We start from the raw sequence: 23,686 nt of genomic DNA, 5'->3' as shown, positions 1-23,686 counted from the left end.
CCGGCCGAGCCGTTCGGTATTCGTCATCGAGCGCCGACGCGTCGTGACGAAATCCGCGATCGGCTGTAACGGCGCGACGATCAGCCCAGGGACGCCGTCGCGTCCATCTCCACGCGGACGTCGTCGGGGAGCCGCGAGACTTCGACGCAGACGCGGGCCGGCGGATCGTCGCCGAACCGCGCGCCGTAGGCCTCGTTGACCGCGTCGTACTCCTCGAGATCGGTCAGGTAGACGGTCACTTTGACGACGTCCGCGAGGCCGTCGCCGCCGGCCGCGTCGACCACCGCCGCGACGTTCTCGAGCACGCGATCGGTCTGCGCGGCGATGTCGCCGTCGACGACGTCGCCCGTCTCGGGGTCGACGGAGCCGTAGCCGGAGACGTACAGCGCGTCGCCGGCGCGGACGCCCTGCGAGTAGGGGTTGTCGGTGCTCGGTGCGCCGTCGGTTTCGATGGAGTCGGTGTCTGCCATGCGCTCTCTGTCCTCGGCTCAGGCCGCCCCTTTCGCTTCCTCGGTCGCGTGTTCGATCGCCTCGACGACGACGTCCAGCGCCGTCTCGGCCAGGTCATGGGTGAGCACGAGCGGCGGGAGGAACCGCAGGACGTTGCCGTGGCGGCCCGCGGTCCAGATCAACACGCCGCGCTCGAAACAGTACGTCTGGATCGCGTCGACGAGGTCGCCGTCCGGCGCGCCGTCGGCGTCGACGAACTCGGCGCCGATGAACAGCCCCTTGCCGCGGACCTCGGCGAGTCGGTCGGTCTCGTCGGCGGCCTCGCGGAGTCGGTCCTGAATGTACTCGCCGAGTTCGCGGGAGTGGGCCAGCAGGTCGTGCTCCTGAATGTACTCGATGGCGCGGGTGCCGGCGCGCATGCCGACGACGTGGCCGCGGTAGGTCCCGGCGTGGTCGCCCGGCCCCCACGTGTCCAGCTCCTCGTGGTAGATCGTCGCCGAGAGCGGGAAGCCGACGCCGCCCAGCGCCTTCGCGGAGGTCATCACGTCGGGGGTGACGCCCGCCCAGTCGCAGGCCCACCACTGGCCGGACCGGCCCAGGCCGCTCTGGATCTCGTCGAAGACGAGAACGACGTCATTGTCGTCGGCGATGTCGCGCAGGCCCTGCAGGAAGCCCTCCGGCGGCGTGACGATGCCGCCCTCACCCTGGATCGGTTCGACGATGATACCTGCAGGATTGGCGAGGCCGCCGTAGGGGTCCTCGACGATGGCCTCGACCTCCTCGAGCGCGTGGTCGACCGCCTCCTCGGGCGTTTTGTCCTGCCGGAACGGGTACGGATAGGGGGCGTGGACGACGTCCGAGAGGAGGGGCGTGTAGTGGCCCTTGAACTTCTTGTTCGACGTGACGCTCATCGCGCCCGTCGTCGCGCCGTGGTAGCCCCCGCGGAACGCGATGAGCCCGTCGCCGCCGGTGTTGTACTTCGCCAACTTGATCGAGGCCTCGATGGCGTCGCTGCCGGTCGGCCCGCCGAAGACGACCTTGTTCTGGCCCTGCAGCCCGTCGGGCAGGATGTCGTCGAGTTTCTCGATCAATTCGAGGCGCGCTTCGGTTGGGAAGTCGACCGTGTGGACGAACTTGTCGGCCTGCTCGTGGACGGCCTCGAGCACGTAGGGGTTCGCGTGGCCGACGTTCAACACACCGATCCCCGCGAAGAGGTCGATGTAGGTGTTGCCGTCGGCGTCGCGGACCGTCGCGCCCGCCCCCTCCTCGAAGGCGATGGGGATGTCGTCCGGGTAGGCGACCGCGCTGCTGTCGATCTCGCGCTGTTTCTCGAGCAGCGCTCGGGTCTTCGGGCCCGGGACGGAGTCGACGTTCGGTGCGTCCTCGAAGTGGAGGTCGTCGATCGGCGGTCCGCGCGTCATACGTCACCACAGGTGAAACAGCTACTAATAACTTGTCCACAGTATCTATGAAGAGTGTATACAGATATTGAATACAGATGCTGAATACATCATCGCGTCCGAACCCCGTCGTCGGATCCACGATATCGGTTTTTGGAGACGGATACGAGGCGGAGCGGGCCCGCGAGACGGGTACCGGACTGCTACGAACGAGTGCTGTACCGGGCCGATGCGAACGACGAGTACTCTACCGAACCGGTACGAACGATGACCAACTGGGCTCGAGAGACAAACGAACTCCCTTAGGACTGGCCGGCAAACCACGCGGATATGATTCCGCCGATCGCGAACCGATTCGTCGCTGGGGAGTCCCCGGCGGAGGCCCTCGAGCACGTCCGCCGACTCAACGGGCGAACCGTCGCCGGAATCGTCAACCTGCTCGGCGAGCACTACGACGACCGCTCGCCCGTGCGGTCTGATGCCGCGACCTACCGGGTGCTGGCCGCGGACATCGGCAACTCGGATCTCGAGGCCTGTCTCTCGGTCAAACCCTCGCAACTCGGGCTCGATCTGGGCGAAGACGTCTTTCGCGAGGAGCTCGCGGGCGTCGTCGACGCTGCCGCCGACCGCGGGGTTTTCGTCTGGATCGACATGGAAGATCACACGACGACGGACGCGACCCTCGACGCGTTCGTGGATCTCGCCCGGGAACACGATGGGGGTGTGGGCGTCTGCGTACAGGCGAACCTCAGGCGCACTCGCGCGGACGTCGAACGGCTCGCGGACGTCCCCGGGAAGGTTCGGTTCGTCAAGGGAGCCTACGACGAACCGGCCGAGATCGCCTACACCGACTCCGAGCGAGTCAACCGGGAGTACGAGGCGCTGCTCGAGTACGCCTTCGAGCACTACGACGGCGGGATCGCCGTCGGAAGCCACGACCCCGCGATGATCGAGCACGCGATCGACTGTCACGAGGAACACGGGACCGAGTTCGAGGTCCAGATGCTCATGGGCGTTCGCGAGGACGCCCAGTACGACCTCGCTCGGGAGTATCCGGTCTTCCAGTACGTGCCCTTCGGCGACCGCTGGAAATCGTACTTCTACCGGCGCATGACCGAACGGACCGAAAACGTCAAATTCGCCCTGCAGGCCATTCTCGATCGGTGAACTACCCCACCCTACTCGCTCACGGCGTCAGCCGTTCGGTCCTTGAGGGTGAGGCTTCCTGATTCCAAGACGCGCTTTGCAGGAACCGAAGAGGCTCCCGTAGGGAGCGCAGTCTCCACAGGCGTTGATTCGGAGCGCCCCGCTCCTAACTGCTTGATACCGCGAGAAAGAATGTTCCATGCTGCGTTCCAGTCCCTGTCGGCCGTGAATCCACACGACGGACACGAGTGTTCGCGGACCCACATCGGTTTGTCGGTCGAGACGCCACAGGCTGCACACTCTTTGGTCGTCCCTGCTGGATCTACAGCGACGAAGTGCGTTCCTTCGCGTTCACACTTGTACTCGAGCATTCGGAGGAATGTTCCCCACGCTGCTCCGGCACGGTTCCGTGAGTTGCCGTCAAGTTCGACCAAGCCTTTCGCATCAAGGTCTTCGACCGCAACGAGGTCATACTCCCGAGCGTAGTACGCCGAGAGTTTGTGCAAGAAGTCCCGGCGCTTCCGCTTCAGGTCGGCGTGGCGTTCAGCAACGCTGTCGCGTTGTTGCTCGTAGTTGTTCGAGCCGTGCTCTTTGCGCGAGAGTTTCCGTCGCTCACGTTCGAGCCGGTCCCGTTCGTCCGAGAGGTCGACCGATTCAACAGCGTGGCCGTCAGTGTCGTGTGCGTACTTGAGAATACCCACGTCGATTCCAACGGCATTCTTCGGTCGGTCAGCCTTCTCCGGTGGCTCTCGGTTAACTTCGACGCCGAAGGTGGCGAACCACTTGCCCGTCGGTTCCTTCTTGAGCGTGACCTGCTTGAGTGTGGCGTCGTCGGGGATATCTCGGTGGAGTCGGATCGGAATGTCCGCGAGTTTCGAAAGTGACAGCACAGTCTGACCGCCCTTCTTGTCGAGCTTGAAGCCAGACTGGTTGTACGTGAAACTGCGGAACTCGCGCGGTGGTTTCCACTTGAGTTGGCCGACGCCGTAGCCGTTCTGCTTGAGTGCAGAAAGGCTACTGAGGTTATTGAACAGCCGTTCGACGACTGTTTGGAGAACCTTCGAGTACACGTCCGAGAGGTCGTTCCACCACTTCTTGAGGTCGGGAAGCTCCGACCGGAGTGTGGTCATGGACGGGAGTTCGCCGTGGTTCTCTCGATACTCGTTGAGGCGGTAGCGAGTGTGATTGTACAGTTGCCTACAGATATCGCGGTGGCGGTCCAACTCCTCGCGTTGAGCGACGGACGGCTCGAGACGATACTTGTAGGCGTAGTACATCAGTTCTCGCGTTCCTCGATAAGTTCGTCGAGCTGGTCACGGACGAACGACGAGAGGTTGAGGTGTTGCTCCTCAATCCACTCATCTTGGTCCTCCCGAATGGTGATAGTCTTCCGTTTCACAGTAATGCACACAATGCACGCTATACGTAAAAACTATCGATACCGTGGGCCTTTGGGCCTGCTATAGAACAGTCCAAGAAACACGAGAGGCGCTGTATCCCTCCCTGCTGGCGCCGAAGGCGCTCGCTGAGGAAGGGGGATTAGCGCCTCAACTCAGCTAAAGGGAAGGGCTCATTAGCCCCTAGTGAGAGTTGCAGTACATGGCTTCGTGGAAGCGGGATTTCGCGAGTGGGCTGATCGTCCTCGGCCCGATTCTGGTCACCCTTTACGTCATCTACTGGCTCTACGGGCTCCTCGCCGGCCTGACGCCCGAGCTCATTCTGCAGCCCGACGCCCTCGTGCCGCTCGTCCCGGGGACCGGCGACCAGGCCGTGCAGACGCGCAAGCAGCTCGCGCAGTTCCTCCGCGTCGTCGTCGCGCTGACCGTCTTCATCATCCTCACCTTTTCCGTGGGCTATCTCATGCGAACCACCGTCGGCAGCCTCGTCGAACGGGTCGTCGACAACGTCGCGAACCGCGTCCCCGTGATGCGGGTCGTCTACAACGCCTCGAAGATGGCCGCCGAGACGGCCTTCGGCGAGCAGGACTCGCTGCAGAAACCCTGCAAGATCGAGACCTGGAGCGGGTTGCGGATGACGGCGTTCAAGACCGGCAAGACGACCGACGACGGCCGCGAAGTGCTCTTCCTGCCGACCTCGCCCAACATCACCACCGGGTTCGTCGTCGAAGTCGAATCGGAAAACATCATCGAACTGGACGAAGACGTCGAGGACGCCCTGACTCGCGTGTTGAGCGCCGGATTCGGCGACGCGAACCGCAATCGCGGGATGGACGCCGGCGTCTCGATCGACGTCGTCGACGAGGCGCAGACGCGCTCGCTCGAGGGAGCCAACACCGATCAGGCCGACGACGACTGACGGGTCCTCGATCGGCCGATGGGCGCTTACCGACGGACTCTTCGATGGCTACGCAATCGCTCTGCCGTCCGAACGCCGTGCCACCGACGACTACACGCCCTGACTCATCAGGTGACTGCGAAGCACGTCGGCCTCCTTGTTCCCCGATCCCGTGTTGAGGATCACGACCGTCTCGTCGCCGTCGAACGCGCCGCGTTCGGCGAGTTCCCACGCGCCGCTGGCCGCCGCCGCGGCGCTCGGGACCATCTCGAGGCCCTCGCGCTTGGCGACCTGCACCGCGGCCTCGAGGATATCCGGGTCGTCCGTGGCGACCGCACCGCCGTCGGTCTCGCGGATCGCCTCGAGGATCCACGGGCTCGCGCCGGGATCCGGGATCTCGAGGCCGCCGCAGATGGTGTCGGGGTGTTCGACGGGGTCGTGTTCATCGCGGCCCGCTTCGTAGGCCTCGACGATCGGGGCACAGCCCGACGCCTGGGCCGCGTACAGCCCGGGGAGGTCGTCGATCAGCCCCAACTCGCGGAGTTCGGTCGCGGCCTTGTACATCCCGATCAGGCCGACGCCGCCGCCCGTGGGGTAACAGATCGCGTCGGGGACCGCCCAGTCGAGTTGTTCGACGGTTTCGTAGAGCATCGTCTTCTTCCCCTCGTGACGGTAAGGCGTGACGAACGTCTGGAGGGGGTACCAGTCGTCGTGCTCGTCGAGGGCCTCCTCGTAGGCCGCGCCGGCGTCGTCGATGCGCCCGCCGACGACGTTCATGTCGCCGCCGTGGACGTTGACCATCGCCTTGTTCGTAAAGCCCGAGCGCGAGGGGAGGTAGACGTGGGCGTCCAGCCCCGCTCGGCCGGCGTAGGCGGCCGCGGCCTGCCCGGCGTTGCCCGCCGAGGCCAGCGCGACGTCGGTCGCGCCGTGTTGCGTCGCCGCCGTCACGGCGACGGTCTGGCCGCGATCCTTGAACGTCCCCGTCGGATTCCGGCCCTCGTCCTTGATCAGCACGCGTTCGACGCCGAACTCCTCGGCCAGCGTCGGACAGTCGACCAGCGGCGTCGCCCCCTCGTCCATCGTCACGGCCGACTCGCGCGTGAACGGCAGCAGTTCCTCGTAGCGCCACATCGAGCCGAACGGCCGCGACTCGAGGGTCTCGCGATCCAGATCGATCGCGTCGTACTCGTAGCTCGGGTCGAGGATCCCCCCGCAGTCGGGACAGCGGTGGGATTCGTCCGCCGCGTCGTAGGTGGCCTCGCAGTCGCGACACTCGAGACCGGCGAATGCGTCCGTCGTCTCCATACGCGACTGTTCGCGGGCCGGAACTAATGGCTGTCCATCGGCCGCTGGCTATCGAGACGACGCTGCATCAGTGGGAACCGAACAGCGGCCAGCGATCCTCTCGACGGGGCGATCGACGGGTTCGAGGGTGTCGCCGAAGAGGCACGAAAACGCGGCCGAGACGCGTCGCTCGAGCGCCGTTCGTCGCTAAAGTCGAAAAGTAAGACCCGATCCGATCAGTTGTCGCCGGACTTCGACTGCCACTCGTAGTCGCGGCGTTTGGCGGATTTGCCGAAGCCACACGAGGAGCAGACTTTCTTCCTGCTGTGATAGGACTTCTCGCCGCAGCGACGACACTTCACGTGGGTCGTCTTGTTCTTCTTTCCTTGGCTCGGGGTTCCTGCACCAGTCATGGAGTGATCGAAACGACGTTATCGCCGCGTATAATCGTTGTGTCTTCGACCGGCGTCTCGTCTTCGAGTTCGCCCTCGAGGGGAATCGTCACGTCCTCGAGTACGAGGTTCATGTGCTGGTCGTACCCGGCGAGGTCGCCGACGTACTCGTCGCCACTCTTGAGTCGCACCGTGACGCGTTCGCCGAGCGACGCCTCGAGGACGTCCAGCGGTCGTCCACTCATACGAAAGACCGCAGTTGATGGACACTTAATCGTACCGGTCCTGTGTCTGACGACATCGGTCTGGGCGGGGATAAGCAGTCGTTTCCACCGCGTGAGGCGGGGGGGGGGGGGGTGGATCGTTGGGACTTGGAGATATCGAAACCGATCGCCGGACCAGTCAATATGTGCGTTCGAATGGAACCTCGCTTCGATAGGAGTGGTGAAGGAAACTGTCCTGCTATCGTGGCAACAGGGAGTCGCCACGCCCTCCCCAACCGATTCGCTCACTCGCAGGCTCGTTCGCTCATCCCTCGCACGAATTCGTCGGTGAACCTCGCCCTGCTCGGTTCACCGACATCGCGCGCCACCGCACACCGGCCTCTCGGTCTGGAGCGGAGTGTACGGTTTCTGGCCGTTACTGAACAGAGAGGGGGACCGTGTCTGTTTCTACCGGAGACGGGATTCGCCGACTCCGTTCAGCGACATCCAGCAAACAGTATAAGTATCCAGTCGTGGACTCACTACACATGGGCGACACGAAATTCACCCTCATCGAGTTGCACCTGGACGGCGACACCCAGTTCGGACCCGGATCGATCGGGAGGGCGCTGCCGTTCGGCTCGAGCAGCGAGTCCGAGGAGACGCCGGAGTACGAACCCGAAACGGAGATCGAAGAGACCGACGAATCGGACGAGGACTCGAGCGGCGGCAAGCCCATCGGCGCCGTCATCGCGCTCGTCGCGCTCGTCGGCATCGCCGTGGCGGCCAAGAAGTTCCGCGGCGGCGACGAGGAGCCCGACTTCGAAGCCGAGGAAGAGCCCGACGTCATCGTCAACTGACCGGCGTCGGTCGAATCGAGCCGAACGCTTTTGCGCGTGCTTCCCCTAGTGGGAGTCGTGAATCTCTATCGTAGCGCCCGGGCCGTTGCCGGGGCGTCCGGCGACGACATGATCGACTGGCAGTCGGCCGCCGACGCGGCGAAGGCGGTGACCGACCCCGGCTCGCTCGAGCTCGAGCCGGACGAGCGCGAGGGCTACGCCAGCGACGTGCGGGAGGCCAGAGCAGCCGTCCGATCGATCTCGGGCGTCGACTTCGACGTTCCCGACACCGTCGAGATCCAGAACCGTCACCACTGGATCGACGCCAACATCGCGACCTTCGAGCGCGTGATGGGCGCCCTCGAGGAGGAGGTCCCCGCCGGCGCCTTCCCCGGCGTCGCCCGGACGATCAACACGGGGACGATGACCGTCCTGCTCGCGTTTCTCGGCCGAAACGTCCTCGGCCAGTACGATCCGCTGTTGCTCGCGGACGACCCCGACGAGAACCACGCCCTGTACTTCGTCCGGCCGAACATCCGCAACGCCGCGGACTCCCTCGAGGTCGACGCCGACCGGTTCCGGCGCTGGATCGCCTTCCACGAGGTGACCCACGCGGCCGAGTTCGGCGCCGCCCCGTGGCTGTCGGACCACCTCGAGGAACGCATGAAGGACGGCATCTCGGCGCTGTCGGACGGCTCGCTGGATCGCGCGTCGTTTCAGGAACTGGACGCGGCGATGACCGTCGTCGAGGGGTACGCGGAACTGCTGATGGACCACGCCTTCGACGACGAGTACGAGGATCTCCGGCGGAAACTCGACGCCCGCCGACAGGGGCGGGGCCCGCTCCAGAAGCTGTTCCGCCGACTGCTCGGCCTCGGACTCAAGCAACGCCAGTACGAGCGCGGCAAGAACTTCTTCGAGACGGTCGTCGAGAACCGCGACCTCGAGACCGCGAGCCGCGTCTGGGAGGGCCCCGAGAACCTCCCGACGCAGGACGAACTCGACGCGCCGACGCTGTGGATTCAGCGCGTCGATCGCTGAGCGTCGACCGCTGAGCATCGACCGCCGAGTACCGTTGGGCGTCGGCCGTCGAGTACCCTTTTCGCGTCCATCGAGCGGACTGTCGAGTCGATTCGGATCACCGAGTCGCGTCATCCGTGGGTACACGTCGCCTCACCCGAGGATCCAGAGCAGATACCACAGCAACGCGGCGCCGGCGACGACCCCGCCGAGAGCCGTCAGCGCGACGACGAGCAGCGATGCGTCGCCCTGCAGGGCGATCGTGGCGCCGGAGAAGCCGACGAGCAGGACGAACGCTCCCTTGAGTCGATTCGACGGCTCCGCCATCGTGCTCGAGCGGGCGGGCCCGCGTTCGGAGCCGCGACCGGGACCGCGGCTCATAGCTCGTCGGCGGTGCTGACGTGCAGCGTCGCGAACTGCCACGCCGGCGGTTCGGTCTCGTCGTCGCTCGCGTCGTCGTTCGCGCCGGCCGTTCGGACGAGCGTGCCGCTCCAGCGCGTCTCGAACCGCTTCCGTTCGCCGGTCTCGGTGTCGGTCCAGTTCATCGTCACCGCGTCGGCGAACGCGGCGACGCCGTCGCGCTCGTCGACGGTGAGCCGTCGACTCTCGACGGCCCACTCCGCGGTCGTCTCGGTCTGTTCCCGCAGCGCCTCCGAGACGGCGTCGAAGCCGAACAGGGACTCGCTGATCCCGAACTTGACGGTCGACTCGGCCTCGAGGAAGTACGGCGCGAGGGCGTCGCCGTTCCGGAGCGCGTCGTAGTAGTCGCCGACGACGGATTCGGCGCGGTCGCTCATGGACGGACTGTCGGAGGCCGCGCTCAAAGGCTCACCGGACGCAGTCGCAGGGAGCGGGCGAGTGCCGCGAACGCCGCTAACGCCGCGAACGCTGTCACCCGCCGATTTACATGAAGCCGCGGTCGACCTCGTCGGTCTCGATCAGTTCCTCGAGTTCCGTGTTCAACAGGTCGTCGGCCTCCTCGAATCGCTCCGAGAGCTCGTCGAGCGCCTCGGGACGGTCGTACTGGTCGTACTCCATCGGGCCGAACGCGGGGCTCTCGAGGGCCTCCATCACGTCGTCGAACAGGTCCTGGGGCCGGGTCGGCGCGTCGGCGTGGGTCTCGAGGACGGTCTCGAGGCGCTTCGAGACCGTCTCGGCCTGCTCCTCGTCCTCCGGCGGCGACTGGACGGCGAAGCGCCCGCCCGAACCCTCCTCGGGGAGGAACGAGCCGATCTCGTCGTCGAGATTGCGGGCGACCGTCGTGCCGACCCCGCGCACCTCGAAGGGGTTCTTCGCGTAGGTCTTCAGGAAGAAGACGCCCGCGTTCGGATGCGCGAGGTACATGTCTTCGCCGACGCCGCCGGCCCGGTCGCCGGCGACCGCGCGCCAGTCCTCCGGTTCGACGTTCCGGTCAGTGACGTCCTCGAGTACGTCCTGCCACTCGCGAATCCGCATGATCGATCGTTGTGGCGCGGAGCGAATGAACGTATCGGTCGCGACGAAAGACGCCGCCGGTCGACGGGTCTGCCTCGATTCCGACCAGTCTCGACGGTCGGGAAGAACCAAAAGGGATAGAACGGCTCCCGAGACAGATGGAGTAACCGACTGTTGACCATGTCCGTTCGCCACTCACTCTCGCTCGTCGAACTGTTTCTCGCGGCTCCCGCCAAGAGCACGCTCCTCGCCGTGGGACCGCTCGCGCTGGCACTCGGACAGCTCGGAAATAGCTACGTTAACGGCGTCTCTCCCGCCGCTTCGATCGCGTTCGCCGTCGTAATGGTCGGCTTCGCCGTCGTCGCGACGGGCCACCACGCCGCCGAATATCGGCTACGGCGCCTCGAGGGCGACCTCGAGTCCGGCCGCGACTCCGACCGCGAGGCGGAGTTCGGGTCGACGCGTTAGGCGATTCGAACCGGTTTCTAGGCTCGCGCGGAGTCGGTCGCGACCTGCCGCGCTTCGCGGGCCTCGTAGACGTTGTAGCCCGCGAGCCCGGCGACGAGCAGGCCGGAGGCGATCGTGCTCCAGAACAGGCCGTCCGGCATGTCGAGCACCACCGGAGCGACGACCAGCCAAAGCCCGAGCAGGACGAGAAGCGAACTGACGCCGGTGCTGAGCGGAATGTCGTTGGAGAGTCGATAGGCGTTGTAGACGCCGGCCAGCGCCACGACCCCACCGACGAGCGCGTTGTTCCACAGCGCCGCCTCTCCGAACTCGAAGAACAGCAGCGAGACGGCGACCCAGACGCCGACCGCGGCGATGACGATGCTGAGTAGCGACGTCTTGCGCCGCCGTTCCTCGTCGGCGATGGCCGTCCCGTCGTCCCGCGGATCGCGGCCGCCGGGCCGATCACCGACGCCGGTCCCGGAGTCGACGTCGGAGGCGTTCCGTATCCGTTCATCGCGGCCGGTTCCCCCCGACGTGCCGCTCGCCGTATTCGGATCACGGTCGTCCCTGTTCGAGTCACTCATGCCAAGAGCGAGTTCAGACCGGTCGGCAAAAAACGACCGCGACCGTTCCACCGCGGGCGGCGGACACTCGTCGGTAATAGATCGTTATGCCGACCGTTTCGGCCGTTTATCCGCTCAATCGCCGACCGTTCCGGCCGTTCGGTTCGCGCCACCGCCGACGAGATTCGTCCTTCGTCTCGAGTGTGCCACTGTAACGCATCTCGAACCGGGCGTCACAGTCCCGTTTTGGAGACCGCTTTCGTCTACGGACGCCAGAAGTGATGGCGCTTCGCACGCGACCGATAGCGTTTTTGACCGCTCGCGCCTGACGACTACTCGTGCACGTACGCGGAACCGTCGCCGGCGAAGTCGAGACGAAGACGGTGTCGACGAGCTACGGCGAGAGCGACCTCGCCGAGGTGCCGCTTCGAATCGCGGCCGTCGGCGACGAGGCGGCCCGAACCGGCGCGACGACTCGAGACGCCGGGAGCATCACCGACGGCGGGACGAGTTCGGACGCTGAAGGCGGGACGATCGCTGACGCCGACGGAAGCGATGGTGGAACGAGCGCGGGCGCCCACCTCGCGGACGGCCACGAGCCCACGACGGTGACCCTCTGGAACAAGTGGACCGAGTCGGCCGACTACCTCGAGCCCGGGATGGAACTGCTCGTCACCGACGCCGCGGAGGACGAGTATCAGGGCGAGACGCGGTACAAGACCACCGGGGACTCCTACGTCGTCGTCGAGCCGAGCTTTCTGGTGAACGTGACCTCGATCCGCAACTGGGTCGAGTGTCCCCGCCTGTACTACCTGAACAAGCTCTCCGGGGTGCCGCTGAACTATCCGGTGGTGAAGGGGACGCTCGTCCACGAGGTCTTCGGCGACCTCCTGCGGGGACGGGACTTAGCGGAGTCCATCGACGCCCGCGTCGACGAACGCGGCCTCGAACTGGGCCTGCTCGGCGAGACGGCCGACGCGGTCGCCGAGGACGTCCGCGAGAACGCGACGGCGATCGAGGGCTGGCTCGAGCAGGGCCGCCTGACGGAGGAGGATAGCTGGCGATCCGAGCAACTGCTCATCAGCGAGACGTTCGGCATCCGCGGGCGCGCCGACGCCGTCCGGCGGGGCGCGCCGGTCGAACTCAAGACGGGCAAGAACCTCAAGAAGGAGCCCCGGTTCAAGGACAAGGTGCAGGCCGCCTGCTACGCGCTCTTGCTCGAGGAACACGGCGGTGACGTCGACACCGGAACGCTGCTCTACACCAAAAACTCCACGCTGAAGCGCAACGAGGAGACCGGCGACCTCACGCCGGCCAAGGAGTTCTCGATGGGCGAGGGACTCCTGAAGTTCGTCGTCCGCCAGCGCAACGAACTCGCGGCGATGGAGGTCGCGGGCGATATCCCGACCGGCTACGAGGGGTCGGCGAAGTGCGAGTACTGCTTCGAGCAGGACACCTGCATGGTCGTCTCGGGACGCCTCGATCAGGAGTCCAAGGCCGGCCAGATCGGTCAGGCCCTCCCCGACGAGGAACTCGAGTACTTCGAGCGATTCTACCGGGCGATCGAGGAGGAGCGCCGCGAGGTCCACCGCGAGTACGCCAAGCTCTGGGAGCAAAGCGCGCAGGAACGGGCGGACGACGACCGCGCGCTGATCGACCTCGAGTTCCTCGAGAAACGCGAACTCGAGGGCGGTCGCTGGGAACTCAGGGCGCGCCGAACGAGCGGCGCGAACTCGAAGATTCGGGAGGGCGATTTCGTGCTGGCGAGCGACGGGCATCCGGTCCGGGGCAATTCGGAACTCGCGATAATCGAACGATTAGACGACGAAATCGTGCTTACGGCCGACGAACCCGTCGAGGTCACCCGACTGGACGTCTACCCCTCGGAACTGACGACCGATCGGCTGCTCGTTGCCATGCACGACTTCCTCCTGAAGGGCGACGAGCGCCGCAAGGACGTGCTCTTCGGCCGGGCGGACCCCGAGTTCGAGACCGTCGAGGAGACGTTCATCGACAACAACGACGCGCAGAACGAGGCCGTCCGGATGGCCGTCGGCGCCGAGGACTTCGCGCTGATCCACGGCCCGCCGGGCACCGGCAAGACCTACACCATCGCCCGGGCGATCCGCGCGATGGTCGAGCGGGGCGAGCGCGTCCTCCTCTCCGCGTTCACGAACCGGGCGGTCGACAACGCCCTCGAGGCGCTGCTCGACCAGATCGGCGACGTGATCGAGGAGGACGGCGTTGCGTCTCCGACGCAACGGAACGGAGACGGCGAAGCCGTCGACGTCGTCCGCGTCGGCTCCGAGAGCGGCGTCCGCGACGACATGGAGCCCTACCGCCTCGAGCGCTCGGGGAACCCAGAGGATCGCGTCGCGAAGTTGCAAAACGCGCAGGTCGTCGCGGCGACGACCGCGACCTGCGGCTCTCGAGTCATGAAGGAGCAGGCCTTCGACGTCGCGCTGGTCGACGAGGCCGCCCAGTTGACCGAACCCGGCACGCACGCGGCGGCCAACCTCGCTGAACGCTTCGTCCTCGTCGGCGACCACGAGCAACTGCCGCCGGTCGTCCGCGCGGAGAACGACCTCACCGAGTCGCTGTTCGAGCGCCTCGTCGACCTGTATCCCGAGGCCGGCGTCATGCTCGACCGCCAGTACCGGATGAACCAGCGCATCCAGGTCTTCGCCTCGAACGAGTTCTACGACGGCCAGTTGCGGCCCGCCGAACCCGAGGTCGCCGCCCGGACGCTGGACGACCTCGAGGGGGTCTCACGAGATACCCTCCCACCCGAATTGCGGGACCCGGTCTCGTTCGTCGACGTCGAGGGCGACGGCGGGCGGTACACCGACGGCGAGGAGGCCGCGCGGATCGCCGACCTGATCGAGACCTACGAGGCGGCGGGCCTCGAGCGTAGCGACATCGGCGTCATCGCGCCCTTCCGCGCGCAGGTCTCGGAAATTTCGAAGCACGTCCCCGACGACGTCGCCGTCGACACCGTCGACCGCTTCCAGGGCTCGAGCCAGGAGGTTATCATCGTCTCCTTCACCGCGACGGGGACGCTCGAGGGCCCCATCTTCGAGGATTACCGGCGGATCAACGTCGCGCTCACCCGACCCAAGCGGGCGCTGGTACTGGTCGGCGACTCGCGGGCGCTCGCGTCCGATCCCGTTTACAAGCGGATGCTCGAGTGGGCGCGGGCGTAGCGGTCGGCACCGCGGCGTCGGGGCCGTCGATCGACAGTATTTATTCCCGGAAGACAGTGGGTTCGCGTGATGCGACTCGAGGAGGCCAGCGCGACAATACGCGAGGCGTTCCCGGCGGCGTACGCAGACCTCGTCGTGCTCGTCACGGAACTCGGCGGGACGACGGTCCCGATGATCGTCCTCGCCGTCCTCTTCTGGTGCGGGAACCGCCGGCGGAGCGCGCTCGTGATCAGCTACGCGGTCGCCGGACTCGCCCTCTTGCTGTCGATCAAGGCCCTGCTCGGCCTGCCACGACCGCCGGCGGACGCCCTGCTGGTCCCGCTCGAGGGGGAACGCGAGGGGTACGGCTTTCCGAGCGGGCACGCCTTCGCCGCGGCGGTCGTCTACGGCGGACTCGTGGCCGCGTACGACCGGACGCGAGATGCGCTTGCGGTGACGGCAGCCGGCACGGTAATCGCGCTCGTCTCCCTCTCCCGGGTCGTCCTCGGCGTCCACTACCTCGGGGACGTGATCGTCGGCGCGCTCCTCGGCATCGCCTTCGTCGGCGCCATGGACCGATTCACCCGCGGCGATCCACGACTCGGTTTCGCCGTCGCGGTCGTCCTCGCGGCCGTCGCCGTGCCCGTCGCCGGCGTCACCGAGGACTCGCTGCTCGGCCTCGGCGGATCGATCGGCGGCCTCTGTTCCGCCGGGTGGATCGATCGCCGTCCCGACCCCCGCTCTCGCCTCGAAGCGGGCGCCCTCGTCGTCGTCGGCGGTGCCGGAGCGGTTGCACTCGAGGCGGCCGAAGCGGTCGTCGCGTTCGCACCGGCGCTCGTCGCGCTCTACGCTGCGCTCGTCGCGTGGATATTCCTATCACCGATCGCGGTCGGTCGCCTCGATATCGGTGTGGCCGACGCGTCCCGTCGGTAGTGGCCTCCCCGCCGCACTGCGCGACTCACTTCGTCCGCGGACCGGCGACGCTTTTCACGGTCCGCGTCCGACCCGAACGCATGGAGATTCCGCTGGGAACCGACGCGATCGACGTTTCTCTGCCCCACTGCGACGTGACGGTCGCCGAACCGGCCGGCGGCGCCACCGTCGACGTCCGCGCGGCCGCCGAACGCGCGCTCGAGGAGCCGATCGGCCCGCCGCTCGAGGCGCGCGTCGATCCGGCCGACGAGGTTACGATCGTCGTCACCGACATCACCCGGAAAGCGCCCGACGACGTGTTGCTGGACGTCTTGCTCGAGCGCCTCGCGGACCGCGGCGTCGACCGCGACCAGGTGACCGTCGTCATCGGTCTGGGGCTCCACCGGCCGATGACCGACGACGAGATCGAGGCGATGCTGGGACCGCACGCCGATCTGGCGGTCAACCACGACCCGGAATCGGTGGTGGACGTCGGCGCGGTCGGACCGGACGACGACGTGCCGGTCGAGATCGGTCGACCGGTCGCCGAGGCGGACGCGGTACTGTCCACGGGCGTCGTCGAACCCCACCAGTACGCCGGGTTCAGCGGCGGCGCGAAGACCGTCGTCGTCGGCGCCGGCAGCGAGTCGATCATCCGGTACACGCACGGCCCCGAGATGCTCGCCCGCGAGGGCGTCCGTCTCGGCCGCGTCGCGGACAACCCCTTCCGGGAGACCATCGATCGGGCGGGCGATCTCGCGGGGCTGGACTTCTCGATCAACCTGAGCTACGGACCGTCGGGCGTGCTCGGCGTCCGCGCCGGCGAGAGCCGTGGGGTCGTCCGCGAACTCGCCGCGGTCGCTCGAGACGCGCTCTCGGTGCCGATCGACCGCACGTTCGACGCCGTCGTCTGCGGCGTCGGCGCGCCGAAGGACGCGAACCTCTATCAGGCGACCCGCGGGGCGACGTACGTCGCGCTCGGTGACCGCAATCCGCTCCGCGAGAGCGGTCGACTCGTCGTTCCCGCCGCGCTGCCGGAGGGGGCCGGCGACGGCACCGGTGAGCGGCGCTTCTACCGCCGATTGAGCGAGACCGCCGACGCCGAGACGCTCTACGCGGCGATGCGCGAGGGGTACGAACCCGGCGCCCAGCGCGCGTTCGTCGTCGCGCGGGTCCTCCGCGATCACGACCTGTACGTGACGAACAGCGGGGCGCCCGGCGTTGTCGAAGAGTGTCTTATGCACGCCGAATCCGATGTCTCGGACGCGCTCGAGGCCGGCAGCGAGGTCCTCGTCGTGCCGGACGCGCTGAACACCCTGCTCGTCGACGGCGGCGGGCGGTCGCAGGGCTGACGCTGAACTGGATTCTCACGCCGTCCGATCGTCGGCCGCGGGCAGCGTAACGACAAACGTCGTTCCGTCGCCGGGTTCGGAGTCGACGGTGATCTCGCCGCCGACAGACTCGCTTCGCTCGTCTGTCGAGCCCGGCCTCAACGATGTTCGGCCGGACGCCATGGCGCTCGACGATCCGCTCGCACGGTACGGTCTGATCCCGGTGTGCCGACGGTCCGCCGCGATCCGCCCTCGCGGCCGCGTCCGACGGCTCGTCACGCCTCGCCGTCGGCCCGCTCCCAGAGAGGGTACAGATCGTCCTCGATCGGCTCCGTGATCGACTCGCCGCCGAGCACGAGCGCGGGGTCGCCCGCCTCGACCGTCCCGATCTCGGCGCACTCGAGTCCCGCGTCAGCGAGCGCCGCGAGGCAGTCCTCGACCGCGTCGCCGGGAACGGTCGCTAGCAGCGCCCCGGAGCCGAAGATCCGCAGCGGATCCACGCCGGCGGCCTCGCAGAGCCGCCGGGTCTCCTCGCGGATCGGCACGGCCTCGCGGTCGACGGCGAGTCGGACGCCGGAGGCGCGGGCGATCTCTAACAGGCCGGCCGCGACGCCGCCCTCCGTCGGATCGTGCATCGCGGTCGCGTACTCGCGGACGATCCGGGCGTCGGGGACGACGCTGATCTCGTCGACGAACGCCTCGGCGCGCTCGCGGACCGCGTCGTCGACCGCGAAGACGTCGCCGAAGTCGGTCGCGAGGATCGCGGTTCCCTCGAGTCCCGCCGCCTTCGTGAGCACGACGCTGTCGCCGGGTTCGGCGCCGCCGGTGGGGACGAACGAGTCGGCGGCCCCCATCGCGGTCAGCGAGAGAAGGGGGCGCTCGAGCTGGTCGACGTACTCCGAGTGGCCGCCGACGATCGTCGCGCCGACGTCGCGCGCGGCCGCGTCGAGGTCTCGGGTGATCGCCTCGAGGTCCGTCTCCTCGTCTGGGAGCATGATGACGACCGTCAGCCAGCGCGGGTCGGCGCCGGAGGCGGCGACGTCGTTGCAGGCGACCGGGACGGCGAGCGTCCCGACCCCCTCGGCGGCCAGCGAGATGGGGTCGGAGCTGACGACGAGCGTCTCGTCGCCGCCGAACGGGGCGATGGCGGCGGCGTCCTCGCCGTCGGCGGGCCCCTGCAGGACCGTCTCGTCGGCGGCCGTTCCCGTGCGCTCGAAGACGTGCGCGAGCAGGTCGTCCGGACTCACTTTGCCGGGCATACCACGAACTCCGTGGATCCGCGGTTTGTAGCTGTCGAAGGAAGCAGTTCGACGGAGCGGGCGCCTCGATCAGGCGTCCGGCGCCATCGCGTCCATCGTCTGTCGGATCTCGTTCTCGTCGGCGCCCCGCGGGAAGCTGACCGCGACGGCGTCGATGCCGTCGACGGCCTCGTAGCGCTCGAGTTTCTCGCGTGCGGTCTCGGGATCGCCGAACGCGCAGAGGTCCTCGAGGATGTCCTCGTCGACGATCTGGATGGCTCGCTCGCGGTCGCCGTCCTGCCAGGCTTCGTGGACGTCTACGGCCTCGTCGTAGCCCTGTCGCTCCAGCGCATCGCGGTAGAACGTGCCCATCCCGCCGACGTAGAAGGCGAGGTGCTGGCGGGTGAGTTCGCGGGCGCGCTCGGCGTCCTCGAGGGCGCAGCAGGTGACGCCGGCGGTGACCTGCACCTCCGACGGGTCGCGGTCGCCGAGTTCGGCGCCGCGCTCGATGTCTTCGATGCGGTCTTTCGTCCCCTCGGGGGTGAGCATGATGCCGTGCCAGCCGTCGGCGAACCGGCCCGCGAGTTCGACGGCCTTGGGGCCCATGCCGGTGACTTCGATCGGCGGCTGCGTCTCCGGCGGCTCACAGCGCAGGCGGAAACCGGACAGGTCGAAGTCGTCGCCGTCGTAGTCGACGGTCTCGCCCGAGAGCACCTCTCGGACGATATCGACGGTCTCGCGGGTCCGTCGAAGCGGATTCCCGTACTCCATCCCGTGCCAGTTCTCGATCACGACGGGGCCGCTCGGGCCGAGGCCGAGTCGGAACCGACCCTCGGAGACCTCCTGGAGCGTCGCCGCCGTCTGGCCGAGCAGGGCCGGCGAGCGCGAGTAGGTGTTGAGGATGCTCGAGCCGATATCGATCGAATCGGTGCGTTCGGCCATCGCCGTCAGGACGGTGACGCCGTCTCGTCCCCACGTCTCGGGGAGCCACGCGCAGTCGTAGCCGCCCTCCTCGGCGCGCTGGGCGTACTCGGCGATCGAGTCGATCGTCGGCTGTGCCGCCACCGGCAGGTGAACGTCTCTGTCTGTCATCGTTGTTCACAGAGAATCGCCGGCCTTTTGGGTGTATGGGAATCGGTGACGTGAGAACTCGGGTTTACTCTGGCGTGCGGACTCGAGGGGACGCCGGACTCGCAGTTCAGTGAAGAGAACACGCGAAGCGCTCGGTGAGTCGATTCTCCGGCACGCACGGCCAACGATGCGTCGACGGAGGCGACGAACGACGCTTAGACGTCGTGCTCTTCGCTGATCTGCGGGACGCCCTGCGCCGTGATCGTCTCCCCGACGAGGTACGACGAGGCCGGACTCGCGAGGAACTGCGTGACGTCGGCGATCTCGTCGACGGTGCCGATCCGGCGGGCGACCTCCTCCCGGTCGATGTTGTCCGCGGAGACGCCCATCTGGCTCTCGACGCCCGGCGTGGCGACGAAGCCGGGCGCGATGCAGTTGACGCGGACGTCGTGTTCGGCCCACTCGTAGGAGAGCGTCGTCGTGAGGTTGATGACCGCCGCCTTGGCGGCGCCGTAGGGGCTCATCAGCGGCGAGCCGCGCTGACCCGCCACGCTGGCGAAGTTGACGACCGTGCCGCCGCCGTCCTTGAGGTGCTCCGCGGCGGCGTGGGTGCAGTGGTAGGTGCCGTGGAGGTTGATGTCGACGATGGTCTTCCAGCCGTTCTCCGAAATCTCGTCGAACTGGGCCATGAAGGAGGCGCCGGCGTTGTTGACCAGCACGTCCAGCCCGCCGAACCCCTCGACGGTGGCCTCGACCAGCGCCTCGACGGCCTCGCGGTCGGTCACGTCGCACTCGACGGCCAGCGCCTCGCCGGGCGCGTCTCCCTCGTTGATCTCCTCGGCGACGGGGTCGACGTTCTCCTGCTCTCGGGAACAGACGACGACGTCGACGCCGTCTTCGGCGAAGCGTTCCGCGATTCCCCGGCCGATGCCGCTCGAGGACCCGGTGACGATGGCGACGTCGCCGTCGACGCTGAACTGGTCGGTACTCATCCGCGAACACCCGTAAACCGCTGTGGCGTTTCCATTGTTAGATCCAGTCGCACATATGGAGCAATTGTTAATAAAGGTGGGTATCGCCACCGTATACCGTATCGTTAAGTGAGTGGCAATCGCTGGCACAGACACGCAGCCGACGGCGGGCCGGGCCCGGATCTACGCAGTGACGGCTCGGTACCGTCGATCCACGCTAAACCACGCCGAACCACGACGATCGACGACGATCGACAGCGATCGACAGCGATCGACGACACTACTCCACAGGACGACCCATGACAGACGATACGCCACAGCCCGATCCGTCGGACGACGCGCCCCGAACCACCCCCGAGTACGGGCCGAACCGCCAGCAGGAGGTCTACATGCGCGGGATGCTCGAGGACGAACTCCCCGAGTTCCCCGTCTCCTACGAGGACCTCGTCGAACGCGCCCGCGAGGAACTCGACGCGGAGGCCTTCGCCTACGTCGCCGGCGGCGCCGGCTCCGAGTCGACGGTCGAAGCGAACGACCGGGCCTTCGAGAAGTGGCAGATCGTGCCGCGGATGATGCGGGACGTCTCGAGCCGCGATCTCTCGGTCGAACTCTTCGGCAACGAGTACCCCGCGCCCGTCCTGCTCGCGCCGATCGGCGTGCAGGAGATCCTCCACGACGAGGCCGAACTCGCCGTCGCCCGCGCCGCGAGCGAGTTCGAGGTGCCGATGATCCTCAGTTCCGTCTCCTCGCACACGTTCGAGGACGTCGCGGACGAACTCGGCGACAGCCCCGGCTGGTTCCAGCTCTACTGGAGCGCCGACCGGGACGTCGCCGCGAGCTTCCTCCAGCGCGCCGAAGACGCGGGCTACGAGGCCGTCGTGGTCACCCTCGACACGCCGAAGATGGGGTGGCGCGAGCGCGACATCGAACTCGGTTACCTGCCGTTCCTCGAGACGCAGGGCCTGCAGAACTACTTCGCGGACCCCGCGTTCCGGGACCGACTCGAGGCCGATCCGGAGGACGACCCCGAGGCGGCGATCCTCTCGTGGAAGCAGTGCTTCGGCGACGCCTCGCTGACGTGGGACGACCTCGAGTGGCTCCGCGAGCAGACCGACCTGCCGATCCTCCTCAAGGGCGTGCTCCACCCGGACGACGCCCGCGAGGCGGTCGATCGGGGCGTCGACGGGCTGATCGTCTCGAACCACGGCGGCCGACAGGTCGACGGCGCGATTCCGGCCCTCGACGCGCTGCCCGACGTGGTCGACGCGGTCGACGACGCCACCGACGCCGACGCAGCGTTTCCCGTGCTCTTCGACAGCGGCATCCGCCGCGGGAGCGACGTCTTTCGGGCGGTCGCACTGGGTGCCGACGCGGTCCTGCTGGGCCGCCCCTACGCGCTGGGACTCGGTATCGGCGGCGAGGACGGCGTCCGCGCGGTCCTCGCGAACCTGCTGGCCGACGTCGACCTGACGGTGGGGCTCTCGGGGTGTGCGAGCGTCGACGAGGTCGATCGCTCGAAACTGCGGAGGGCAGAGCGATGAGCGAGCGAGATCGAGGAGCGGACGCCTCCGACGCCACCGAGTGGGAGGCCGTCTTCTGGGACATCGGCGGCGTCGTCCTCGAACTCGAGTCGGTGCAGGGCGCCCACGCGGCGTTCGTCGAAGGGCTGGTCGAGGAACAGGGCCTCGAGATGAGCGTCGAGGAGGCCATCGACGTCTGGCGGACGGCCGTCGGGGACTACTTCCGCGAGCGCGACGGCACGGCGTTCCGATCGGCCCGCGAGGGGTACGCGAAAGGCGTCGAGGCCATCGTCGGTGACGACCTCCCGCGCGAGCAGTGGGAACCCGAGTTCGAAGAGATCGTCAATTCGTCCGTCGAACCCGAGCCGGGCGCGCCCGAGACCATCGCGGCGCTCGCCGAGCGGGACCTCCACGTCGGCGTCATCAGCGACGTCGACGACGCGGCCGGCAAGGAGATGCTCGAGGCGTTCGGCGTCCGCGAGCACTTCGACTCGATCACCACCTCGGAGGAGGTCGGCCGGACCAAACCCGATCCCGCGATGTTCGAGACCGCCCTCGAGAAGGCCGGCGTCGCCCCCGAGCGCTCGCTGATGATCGGCGACCGGTACGACCACGACGTGAAGGGCGCCGACGAGATGGGGCTGCACGGCGTCGCCTTCGGCGCCGAGGACGGGCCGGCCGTCTCGTATCGGATCGAGTCGCTCGAGGAAGTGCTCGAGATCGTCGACGAGGAGTAGCGGTCGCGGGCCGGCGCCGGACTATTCTCGACGCAGCACCGCGAGCGCCGCGAGACCGCCCCCCGCGATGACGAGCCAGTACGTCGCGACGCGGTAGGTCAGGGTGATTGCGTAGGCTTCGGCGGAGCTGACGGCCACCAGTGCGACCAACAGACCGGTCAGCGCGGCCTCGACGCCGCCGAGGCCGCCCGGCGACGGGACGTAGCCCGCGAGCATGCTGGCCGAGACGGCAATAAAGAGGACCAGCGGGTCGATGGCGACGCCGAACGCGCGGCCCGCGAAGTACAGCGGCAGGACGTACAGCACCCAGCCGAGATAGGAGTAGCCGAGCACGCTGGCCAGCAGCCGCGGCTCGTCGGCGATCCGCCCGAACGCCGCGCGCAGGTCGAAAAGTCGTTCTCGCAGGCCCTCGAGCGTCACGACGGGGAGCCGCCGAACGATCGGCGCCACGAGGCGCTCGAGGGATCGCCCGAAGGCGATCTGGTACCGCCACCCGACCAGCGTGCCGACGAGCACGCAGAGGGCGACGACTGGAACTGCGCCGGCCAGCGGCTCGATCGAGTCGGGCAGATCGACCCGCCAGACGAGCAGGGCGAGGCTGGTCGTCGCCAGACTGAACGACGCGATCAGGTTCAGCAGATCCCCGGTGACGACGCTGGCGAGACTCTCCTCGTAGCTCGCACCCGTGTCCCGCGAGAGCACGTAGGCGATGAACGGCTCGCCGCCGGCCTGGCCCATCGGCGTCACGGCGTTGGCGAACATCGCCGTCACGTAGGTCACGTACAGCCGCGGAAACGGCGCCTCGACGTCGGCGATGCCGAGCACGAGCTGCCAGCCCCGGGTCCAGGCCGCGAAACAGCACACCGTCGAGCAGCAGGCGAGGACGAGCCACTCGAGGCGCGCGGTCGCGAGCGTCGCCCGGAGCTCCGCGAGGCCGGTTCCGGCGGCCAGCACCGCTAACAGGGTGACCGCGACGGCGAAGCCGGCGCCGATGCGAAGCAGTTGCGACCGCGAGGCGAGCCACAGTGTTCGATGGCGGTCGGCCATTACGATTCGATGCGGGCGCTCGGCGTCGGTTCTCGCTCGCTGGACGGCGAGCGGCCGATCGGCGGTCGTCGCTCGCCTCGGTCGGTCGCTAGTCCTCGCTTGCCTCGGTCGGTCGCAGATCGGTCGGTCGTCGCCCGGCGGTCGTGACGGCCGGCGCCGGCGGCGGCGCTTGCCCCACGTGGCATCCGGACGGCCGGGACT

25 protein-coding genes are annotated in these 23,686 nt (G+C 67.6%); 10 read left to right on the top strand and 15 right to left on the bottom strand.

What is annotated here, in order from left to right; all coding sequences use genetic code 11:
• Positions 1 to 80 precede the first annotated feature (80 nt).
• Positions 81 to 470: a Rid family detoxifying hydrolase gene (locus tag J0X25_RS20095; protein WP_207289230.1), complete on the bottom strand. Its 390-nt coding sequence runs from the start codon at positions 468 to 470 to the stop codon at positions 81 to 83.
• A gap of 18 nt (positions 471 to 488) precedes the next feature.
• Positions 489 to 1,871 (bottom strand): aspartate aminotransferase family protein, encoded by a 1,383-nt coding sequence (locus J0X25_RS20090; RefSeq protein ID WP_207289229.1) that lies wholly within the window; start codon positions 1,869 to 1,871, stop codon positions 489 to 491.
• A gap of 309 nt (positions 1,872 to 2,180) precedes the next feature.
• Here J0X25_RS20090 and J0X25_RS20085 point away from each other — a divergent pair, with 309 nt between their 5' ends.
• Positions 2,181 to 3,017, top strand: a complete 837-nt coding sequence (locus tag J0X25_RS20085) for a proline dehydrogenase family protein (RefSeq protein WP_207289228.1) — start codon at positions 2,181 to 2,183, stop codon at positions 3,015 to 3,017.
• Between the two features lie 11 nt (positions 3,018 to 3,028).
• On the opposite strand, the gene J0X25_RS20080 is transcribed toward J0X25_RS20085, so the two are convergent.
• Both J0X25_RS20080 and J0X25_RS39775 read right to left on the bottom strand, forming a co-directional pair.
• Positions 3,029 to 4,273: an RNA-guided endonuclease InsQ/TnpB family protein gene (locus J0X25_RS20080; RefSeq protein ID WP_207289227.1), complete on the bottom strand. Its 1,245-nt coding sequence runs from the start codon at positions 4,271 to 4,273 to the stop codon at positions 3,029 to 3,031.
• Positions 4,273 to 4,395 carry a hypothetical protein gene (locus tag J0X25_RS39775; protein WP_284145173.1) on the bottom strand — a complete coding sequence of 41 codons (123 nt, stop codon included), beginning with the start codon at positions 4,393 to 4,395 and terminating at the stop codon, positions 4,273 to 4,275. Before J0X25_RS39775 ends, J0X25_RS20080 begins: the two co-directional genes overlap by 1 nt.
• A gap of 200 nt (positions 4,396 to 4,595) precedes the next feature.
• Here J0X25_RS39775 and J0X25_RS20075 point away from each other — a divergent pair, with 200 nt between their 5' ends.
• Positions 4,596 to 5,312 (top strand): DUF502 domain-containing protein, encoded by a 717-nt coding sequence (locus tag J0X25_RS20075; RefSeq protein ID WP_207289226.1) that lies wholly within the window; start codon positions 4,596 to 4,598, stop codon positions 5,310 to 5,312.
• A 90-nt stretch (positions 5,313 to 5,402) separates the two neighbouring features.
• On the opposite strand, the gene J0X25_RS20070 is transcribed toward J0X25_RS20075, so the two are convergent.
• The 3 genes from J0X25_RS20070 to J0X25_RS20060 all read right to left on the bottom strand — a co-directional run bounded on the left by J0X25_RS20070 (position 5,403) and on the right by J0X25_RS20060 (position 7,212).
• Positions 5,403 to 6,596, bottom strand: a complete 1,194-nt coding sequence (locus J0X25_RS20070; protein WP_207289225.1) for a threonine synthase — start codon at positions 6,594 to 6,596, stop codon at positions 5,403 to 5,405.
• Between the two features lie 215 nt (positions 6,597 to 6,811).
• Positions 6,812 to 6,988, bottom strand: coding sequence for a 50S ribosomal protein L37e (locus tag J0X25_RS20065; RefSeq protein WP_207289224.1), 177 nt, complete (start codon positions 6,986 to 6,988; stop codon positions 6,812 to 6,814).
• The gene (locus J0X25_RS20060) at positions 6,985 to 7,212 is read right to left on the bottom strand and encodes an LSM domain-containing protein (protein WP_207289223.1); all 228 of its coding nucleotides are present in this window, start codon (positions 7,210 to 7,212) and stop codon (positions 6,985 to 6,987) included. Before J0X25_RS20060 ends, J0X25_RS20065 begins: the two co-directional genes overlap by 4 nt.
• Positions 7,213 to 7,718: 506 nt before the next feature.
• On the opposite strand from J0X25_RS20060, the gene J0X25_RS20055 reads away from it, so the two are divergent.
• Positions 7,719 to 8,030: a hypothetical protein gene (locus J0X25_RS20055; RefSeq protein ID WP_207289222.1), complete on the top strand. Its 312-nt coding sequence runs from the start codon at positions 7,719 to 7,721 to the stop codon at positions 8,028 to 8,030.
• 57 nt (positions 8,031 to 8,087) lie between these two features.
• Positions 8,088 to 9,050 (top strand): zinc-dependent metalloprotease, encoded by a 963-nt coding sequence (locus tag J0X25_RS20050; RefSeq protein ID WP_207289221.1) that lies wholly within the window; start codon positions 8,088 to 8,090, stop codon positions 9,048 to 9,050.
• A 132-nt stretch (positions 9,051 to 9,182) separates the two neighbouring features.
• On the opposite strand, the gene J0X25_RS20045 is transcribed toward J0X25_RS20050, so the two are convergent.
• The 3 genes from J0X25_RS20045 to J0X25_RS20035 form a co-directional block, all read right to left on the bottom strand.
• A complete protein-coding gene (locus J0X25_RS20045; RefSeq protein WP_207289220.1) occupies positions 9,183 to 9,410 on the bottom strand; it encodes a hypothetical protein in 228 nt (75 codons plus the stop codon).
• On the bottom strand, positions 9,407 to 9,826 hold the full coding sequence (locus tag J0X25_RS20040; RefSeq protein ID WP_207289219.1) for a nuclear transport factor 2 family protein: 420 nt from the start codon (positions 9,824 to 9,826) through the stop codon (positions 9,407 to 9,409). Before J0X25_RS20040 ends, J0X25_RS20045 begins: the two co-directional genes overlap by 4 nt.
• Before the next feature lie 106 nt (positions 9,827 to 9,932).
• Positions 9,933 to 10,484, bottom strand: coding sequence for a hypothetical protein (locus tag J0X25_RS20035; protein WP_207289218.1), 552 nt, complete (start codon positions 10,482 to 10,484; stop codon positions 9,933 to 9,935).
• A gap of 159 nt (positions 10,485 to 10,643) precedes the next feature.
• Here J0X25_RS20035 and J0X25_RS20030 point away from each other — a divergent pair, with 159 nt between their 5' ends.
• Entirely contained in the window at positions 10,644 to 10,931 is a 288-nt protein-coding gene (locus tag J0X25_RS20030) for a hypothetical protein (RefSeq protein WP_207289217.1), read from the top strand.
• A gap of 17 nt (positions 10,932 to 10,948) precedes the next feature.
• Here the strand turns inward: J0X25_RS20030 and J0X25_RS20025 are convergent, their stop codons facing one another.
• On the bottom strand, positions 10,949 to 11,497 hold the full coding sequence (locus tag J0X25_RS20025; RefSeq protein WP_207289216.1) for an SPW repeat domain-containing protein: 549 nt from the start codon (positions 11,495 to 11,497) through the stop codon (positions 10,949 to 10,951).
• 317 nt (positions 11,498 to 11,814) lie between these two features.
• Between J0X25_RS20025 and J0X25_RS20020 the strand changes: the two genes are divergently transcribed.
• The 3 genes from J0X25_RS20020 (at position 11,815) to J0X25_RS20010 (ending at position 16,922) form a co-directional block, all read left to right on the top strand.
• Positions 11,815 to 14,679 carry an AAA domain-containing protein gene (locus J0X25_RS20020; RefSeq protein ID WP_207289215.1) on the top strand — a complete coding sequence of 955 codons (2,865 nt, stop codon included), beginning with the start codon at positions 11,815 to 11,817 and terminating at the stop codon, positions 14,677 to 14,679.
• A gap of 69 nt (positions 14,680 to 14,748) precedes the next feature.
• Positions 14,749 to 15,591 (top strand): phosphatase PAP2 family protein, encoded by an 843-nt coding sequence (locus J0X25_RS20015; RefSeq protein WP_207289214.1) that lies wholly within the window; start codon positions 14,749 to 14,751, stop codon positions 15,589 to 15,591.
• A gap of 80 nt (positions 15,592 to 15,671) precedes the next feature.
• On the top strand, positions 15,672 to 16,922 hold the full coding sequence (locus J0X25_RS20010) for a lactate racemase domain-containing protein (protein WP_207289213.1): 1,251 nt from the start codon (positions 15,672 to 15,674) through the stop codon (positions 16,920 to 16,922).
• A gap of 254 nt (positions 16,923 to 17,176) precedes the next feature.
• On the opposite strand, the gene J0X25_RS20005 is transcribed toward J0X25_RS20010, so the two are convergent.
• The 3 genes from J0X25_RS20005 to J0X25_RS19995 all read right to left on the bottom strand — a co-directional run bounded on the left by J0X25_RS20005 (position 17,177) and on the right by J0X25_RS19995 (position 20,202).
• The gene (locus J0X25_RS20005; RefSeq protein ID WP_207289212.1) at positions 17,177 to 18,160 is read right to left on the bottom strand and encodes an AIR synthase family protein; all 984 of its coding nucleotides are present in this window, start codon (positions 18,158 to 18,160) and stop codon (positions 17,177 to 17,179) included.
• Positions 18,161 to 18,229: 69 nt separating this feature from the next.
• Positions 18,230 to 19,231 carry a TIGR04024 family LLM class F420-dependent oxidoreductase gene (locus tag J0X25_RS20000; protein ID WP_207289211.1) on the bottom strand — a complete coding sequence of 334 codons (1,002 nt, stop codon included), beginning with the start codon at positions 19,229 to 19,231 and terminating at the stop codon, positions 18,230 to 18,232.
• Between the two features lie 194 nt (positions 19,232 to 19,425).
• On the bottom strand, positions 19,426 to 20,202 hold the full coding sequence (locus J0X25_RS19995; protein ID WP_207289210.1) for an SDR family NAD(P)-dependent oxidoreductase: 777 nt from the start codon (positions 20,200 to 20,202) through the stop codon (positions 19,426 to 19,428).
• A 278-nt stretch (positions 20,203 to 20,480) separates the two neighbouring features.
• Here J0X25_RS19995 and J0X25_RS19990 point away from each other — a divergent pair, with 278 nt between their 5' ends.
• Complete coding sequence (locus J0X25_RS19990; protein WP_207289209.1) at positions 20,481 to 21,722, top strand: lactate 2-monooxygenase; 1,242 nt, start codon at positions 20,481 to 20,483, stop codon at positions 21,720 to 21,722.
• On the top strand, positions 21,719 to 22,438 hold the full coding sequence (locus J0X25_RS19985; RefSeq protein WP_207289208.1) for an HAD family hydrolase: 720 nt from the start codon (positions 21,719 to 21,721) through the stop codon (positions 22,436 to 22,438). Before J0X25_RS19990 ends, J0X25_RS19985 begins: the two co-directional genes overlap by 4 nt.
• A 21-nt stretch (positions 22,439 to 22,459) precedes the next feature.
• On the opposite strand, the gene J0X25_RS19980 is transcribed toward J0X25_RS19985, so the two are convergent.
• Positions 22,460 to 23,485 (bottom strand): lysylphosphatidylglycerol synthase transmembrane domain-containing protein, encoded by a 1,026-nt coding sequence (locus J0X25_RS19980; protein ID WP_207289207.1) that lies wholly within the window; start codon positions 23,483 to 23,485, stop codon positions 22,460 to 22,462.
• Positions 23,486 to 23,686 lie beyond the last annotated feature (201 nt).

The sequence above is a fragment of the Haloterrigena alkaliphila genome (assembly GCF_017352155.2).
Taxonomy (GTDB): Archaea; Halobacteriota; Halobacteria; order Halobacteriales; family Natrialbaceae; genus Haloterrigena; species Haloterrigena alkaliphila.
This window is presented reverse-complemented; position numbering and strand designations above follow the sequence as displayed.

Bases quoted from the DNA above. Each gene is read 5' to 3' on its own strand.
- J0X25_RS20095 (WP_207289230.1), bottom strand. From the start codon at position 470: ATGGCAGACACCGACTCCATCGAAACCGACGGCGCACCGAGCACCGAC.
- J0X25_RS20090 (WP_207289229.1), bottom strand. From the start codon at position 1,871: ATGACGCGCGGACCGCCGATCGACGACCTCCACTTCGAGGACGCACCG.
- J0X25_RS20085 (WP_207289228.1), top strand. From the start codon at position 2,181: ATGATTCCGCCGATCGCGAACCGATTCGTCGCTGGGGAGTCCCCGGCG.
- J0X25_RS20080 (WP_207289227.1), bottom strand. From the start codon at position 4,273: ATGTACTACGCCTACAAGTATCGTCTCGAGCCGTCCGTCGCTCAACGC.
- J0X25_RS20075 (WP_207289226.1), top strand. From the start codon at position 4,596: ATGGCTTCGTGGAAGCGGGATTTCGCGAGTGGGCTGATCGTCCTCGGC.
- J0X25_RS20070 (WP_207289225.1), bottom strand. From the start codon at position 6,596: ATGGAGACGACGGACGCATTCGCCGGTCTCGAGTGTCGCGACTGCGAG.
- J0X25_RS20065 (WP_207289224.1), bottom strand. From the start codon at position 6,988: ATGACTGGTGCAGGAACCCCGAGCCAAGGAAAGAAGAACAAGACGACC.
- J0X25_RS20060 (WP_207289223.1), bottom strand. From the start codon at position 7,212: ATGAGTGGACGACCGCTGGACGTCCTCGAGGCGTCGCTCGGCGAACGC.
- J0X25_RS20055 (WP_207289222.1), top strand. From the start codon at position 7,719: ATGGGCGACACGAAATTCACCCTCATCGAGTTGCACCTGGACGGCGAC.
- J0X25_RS20045 (WP_207289220.1), bottom strand. From the start codon at position 9,410: ATGAGCCGCGGTCCCGGTCGCGGCTCCGAACGCGGGCCCGCCCGCTCG.
- J0X25_RS20040 (WP_207289219.1), bottom strand. From the start codon at position 9,826: ATGAGCGACCGCGCCGAATCCGTCGTCGGCGACTACTACGACGCGCTC.
- J0X25_RS20035 (WP_207289218.1), bottom strand. From the start codon at position 10,484: ATGCGGATTCGCGAGTGGCAGGACGTACTCGAGGACGTCACTGACCGG.
- J0X25_RS20030 (WP_207289217.1), top strand. From the start codon at position 10,644: ATGTCCGTTCGCCACTCACTCTCGCTCGTCGAACTGTTTCTCGCGGCT.
- J0X25_RS20025 (WP_207289216.1), bottom strand. From the start codon at position 11,497: ATGAGTGACTCGAACAGGGACGACCGTGATCCGAATACGGCGAGCGGC.
- J0X25_RS20015 (WP_207289214.1), top strand. From the start codon at position 14,749: ATGCGACTCGAGGAGGCCAGCGCGACAATACGCGAGGCGTTCCCGGCG.
- J0X25_RS20010 (WP_207289213.1), top strand. From the start codon at position 15,672: ATGGAGATTCCGCTGGGAACCGACGCGATCGACGTTTCTCTGCCCCAC.
- J0X25_RS20005 (WP_207289212.1), bottom strand. From the start codon at position 18,160: ATGCCCGGCAAAGTGAGTCCGGACGACCTGCTCGCGCACGTCTTCGAG.
- J0X25_RS20000 (WP_207289211.1), bottom strand. From the start codon at position 19,231: ATGACAGACAGAGACGTTCACCTGCCGGTGGCGGCACAGCCGACGATC.
- J0X25_RS19995 (WP_207289210.1), bottom strand. From the start codon at position 20,202: ATGAGTACCGACCAGTTCAGCGTCGACGGCGACGTCGCCATCGTCACC.
- J0X25_RS19990 (WP_207289209.1), top strand. From the start codon at position 20,481: ATGACAGACGATACGCCACAGCCCGATCCGTCGGACGACGCGCCCCGA.
- J0X25_RS19985 (WP_207289208.1), top strand. From the start codon at position 21,719: ATGAGCGAGCGAGATCGAGGAGCGGACGCCTCCGACGCCACCGAGTGG.
- J0X25_RS19980 (WP_207289207.1), bottom strand. From the start codon at position 23,485: ATGGCCGACCGCCATCGAACACTGTGGCTCGCCTCGCGGTCGCAACTG.